Source organism: Mycobacterium sp., assembly GCF_049280035.1.
GTDB lineage: Bacteria > Actinomycetota > Actinomycetes > Mycobacteriales > Mycobacteriaceae > Mycobacterium.
Map to the genome: position 1 here is coordinate 1 of NZ_JBAPPI010000844.1, position 3,405 is coordinate 3,405.

The 3,405-nt window shown below is 67.8% G+C and carries 6 protein-coding genes; 3 read left to right on the plus strand and 3 right to left on the minus strand.

From position 1 onward, the window contains the following. The coding region (locus tag WAN71_RS26985; RefSeq protein WP_422228257.1) for a serine aminopeptidase domain-containing protein at positions 1 to 568 on the plus strand (568 nt) is incomplete at its 5' end. A 9-nt stretch (positions 569 to 577) separates the two neighbouring features. Here the strand turns inward: WAN71_RS26985 and WAN71_RS26990 are convergent. Next, complete coding sequence (locus tag WAN71_RS26990; RefSeq protein ID WP_422228258.1) at positions 578 to 1,372, minus strand: DUF3710 domain-containing protein; 795 nt, start codon at positions 1,370 to 1,372, stop codon at positions 578 to 580. Between the two features lie 52 nt (positions 1,373 to 1,424). Next, positions 1,425 to 1,889, minus strand: coding sequence for a dUTP diphosphatase (gene dut, locus WAN71_RS26995; RefSeq protein WP_422228259.1), 465 nt, complete (start codon positions 1,887 to 1,889; stop codon positions 1,425 to 1,427). Between the two features lie 25 nt (positions 1,890 to 1,914). On the opposite strand from dut, the gene WAN71_RS27000 reads away from it, so the two are divergent. Then, positions 1,915 to 2,391: a DUF3093 domain-containing protein gene (locus WAN71_RS27000; RefSeq protein ID WP_422228260.1), complete on the plus strand. Its 477-nt coding sequence runs from the start codon at positions 1,915 to 1,917 to the stop codon at positions 2,389 to 2,391. 4 nt (positions 2,392 to 2,395) lie between these two features. Here the strand turns inward: WAN71_RS27000 and WAN71_RS27005 are convergent, their stop codons facing one another. Continuing rightward, positions 2,396 to 2,698, minus strand: a complete 303-nt coding sequence (locus tag WAN71_RS27005) for a DUF4193 domain-containing protein (RefSeq protein WP_069396609.1) — start codon at positions 2,696 to 2,698, stop codon at positions 2,396 to 2,398. Between the two features lie 163 nt (positions 2,699 to 2,861). Here WAN71_RS27005 and cei point away from each other — a divergent pair. Continuing rightward, a partial coding sequence (gene cei, locus WAN71_RS27010) for an envelope integrity protein Cei (protein WP_422228261.1) occupies positions 2,862 to 3,405 on the plus strand: 544 nt, incomplete at its 3' end.

Genomic DNA, 3,405 nt, shown 5'->3' on the forward strand with positions numbered 1-3,405 from the left:
GCCGAAACGCTTGATCGACGGCTACCTGCGCGCCTTGGACGACGCCGCGCGCCGTGGTCCGATCGCCGTCGGCGGCGTTTCGATCGGTGCCGCGGTGGCCGCCGCCTGGGCGCTACAGCATCCCGACCGGGCGGTGGCCGTGTTGGCCGCGTTGCCAGCGTGGACTGGTCCGCCGGGCGATGCTCCCGCCGCCATCGCGGCACGGCACTCCGCGCAACAGTTGCGCCACGACGGTCTGGCCGCGACGACGGCGCAAATGCGAGCGTCTAGCCCGCCGTGGCTGGCCGAGGAGCTGACCCGGTCGTGGCGGAGCCAGTGGCCGCAGCTACCCGACGCCATGGAAGAAGCAGCGACCTACGTTGCGCCCACCCACACGCAGCTGCAGCAGCTGGCGGTGCCGATGGGTGTCGCCGCCGCTACCGACGACCCCATTCACCCGCTCGAAATCGGGCAGGAATGGGCGACCGCCGCACCACACGCAGCGTTGCGCACGGTAACGCTGGATCAGATCGGCGCCGATCCCGCGGCCCTGGGCGCCGCCTGCCTGGCGGCGCTGGCCGCTGTCTAGCCCAGCTGTCTAGCCGCCGGTGGTGCTGCTGCGCAGCTGCTGCATCGCCGACCCGCCGGCACTGCGGCGCGCGGTCGGCTCGGATGGCCCGTCTTCCCCCCCGACGCTAGGGTCCGGCGGTCCGACCGCCTGTTCCCCCGCAGCGCCTTGCCCGGCCGCGGCTTCGCGCAGCTGTGACGCCATCGGCTCGGGCAGCTGCACCAGCAGTGGCGTCCGGACCGGCAAGGGAGTATCGCCGCGACGAACTACGGTGTCCACCAATGCTTCCCGCGCTTCTTGGGTCAACGCGTCGATGGTTTCAGCCGAGCCGTTCACGACGCAGCGGATCATCCAGCGGTAACCATCGATGCCGATGAACCGGACCACACCGGTCCCGGTGCCAACCACCTCCCGGCCCCAGCGGCCATCCTGGATGCTCACCGCGGCGCCGTCCTTACGCAGCGAGTCGGCCAGCTCGCCGGCCACCTCACGCCACAAACCGCCGGTCTTGGGCGCCGCGTACGCGGCAACGGTGAAGCGGCCGTTGGACGTCACCACCCATATCGCACTGGGGACGCCGGAGTCAGACAGCTCGACTTGCAGTTGGGCCGACGCGGGCATCGGAAGCAACACCGAACCCAGGTCAAGACGGCCTGCCTCAGCGGCCGCATTGTCCTCGAAATCCTCGATGTCGAACGGGCCCTCCACGTCGTCGGCGGCCGCGCTCTCGACCGGCCTTTCCGGTTCCGAGGGTGAGGCCGACACTTCTGGGGCTTCCGACTCGTCGGCTGGCTCGTTTTTGGGTCTGTGCCTACCGAATGCCATTACCGGCGCCGCCCCTTCTCATCGCATCGCTGAAGCATCATCGCCGGCGCGGTCACAGACTCGCGTGCCCGCCGGAGGAGCCGTGGCCACCCTCGCCACGGGAGGTGTCGGCCAGCCCGGCCTCGTCGAATGACGACACCTCGACCGGTTCAACCAACTCGACGCGCTGTACCAACAATTGGGCGATCCGGTCGCCGCGATGCACGACGATCGGCGTCGCAGGATCAAGGTTGATCAGGGCGACCTTGATCTCACCGCGGTAGCCGGCATCGATGGTGCCCGGGCTGTTGACGATCGAAAGCCCTGCGCGAGAAGCTAATCCAGACCGCGGGTGCACCAACCCGACCATTCCGAACGGAATCGCAACCGCGATCCCGGTCCGCACTAGCGCACGGTGGCCGGGCGCGAGCTCGACGTCTTCGGCGCTGTAGAGATCAACGCCGGCGTCACCGTCGTGGGCACGGGTGGGCAGCGGAAGCCCGGGGTCAAGACGCAAAACCGCCAGACTGGTCGACACGGGGGCACAGATTACCCTTGACCGAGTGTCAGGTACGCGAGTCGCGCCGCAAAGCGTCCGGTATCGCGAGCGATTGTGGGTGCCATGGTGGTGGTGGCCATTGGGTTTCGCGCCCGCGGCGATCATTGCTCTGGAAGTCAACCAGGGCGTGCCGAGCCTGCCGCGCTGGCTGCCGTTCGCGGTGTTGTTCGTGGTGGCCGCCGGAGCGCTGCTCTGGCTGGGCCGGATCGAGATCCGGGTCACCACCGGCGAGGGCGGAGTTGAATTGTGGGCCGGCGAGGCGCATCTGCCCGTCACCGTGATCGCCCGGTCCGCAGATATCCCCCGCTCGGCCAAGTCCGCGGCGCTGGGACGCCAACTCGACCCCGCGGCGTACGTGGTGCACCGGGGCTGGGTAGGCCCGATGGTGCTGCTCGTTCTGGACGACGTCGACGACCCGACGCCGTATTGGCTGGTGAGCTGCCGTCACCCGGAGCGGGTGCTGTCGGCATTGCGCAGCTGACCGATCAGGCCGCGCAGTCGGTACAGATCATCACGCCGTTTTTCTCGCTGGCCAGCCGACTGCGGTGTTGCACCAGAAAGCAGCTCGAACAAGTGAACTCGTCAGCCTGCTTGGGAATCACGCGGACGGACAGCTCTTCGCCGGACAGGTCGGCACCGGGCAGCTCGAAAGACTCGGCGGACTCTGATTCGTCCACGTCGACCACCGCCGACGCCGCTTCGTTCCGCCGTGCCTTGAGTTCCTCTAGGGAATCCTCGGAAACGTCATCGGTTTCGGTACGCCTTGGCGCGTCGTAATCGGTAGCCATCATCATGTCCCCTCGTAACCTCGCAAGCTAAGCTTTGTACCAGCGTCGAACGCATCCACCAAACGATTCGTGCCCGTATACCCCGGTGTTGTAGTGTGATTTACGTCACACTCCGTGTTTAGCCGCGTTACCTCGCTCTAAACATCCCGTTTAGAGTGCGTACGTGGTCGCGCAAATCACCGAAGGCACCGCTTTCGACCGGCATGGTCGACCGTTCCGCCGCCGCAACGCCCGGCCCGCGATTTTCCTGCTGGTCGTGCTGCTGGTGGCGACCGCGGTGGTGTGGACGATGGCTCTCACCCGTCCGTCCGACGTCCATGAGGCCGCAGCCTGCAACCCGCCGCCGGAGCAGCCGGAGCCGGGAGCGCCGCACCTGGGTACGCCGGTGTCGCGCAGCACGATGATCAACGTCGCGCCGGCAAAACTCGCCGATACCAAACTCCGTGTCCTGAACGCCAGCGGGCGGGGTGGTCAGGCCGCCGACGTCGCCGGTGCGCTGAAAGACCTGGGCTTCGCGCAGCCGACCGCCGCCAACGATCCGATCTACGCCCACGCCAGGCTGAATTGCCAGGGCCAGATCCGCTTCGGCGACGCCGGCCAAGCCGCCGCCGCGGCGGTGTGGCTGGTCACCCCGTGCACCGAGCTGTATCGCGATGAGCGAACCGACGATTCCGTCGACCTGGTTCTCGGCACTGAGTTCAGCGCGC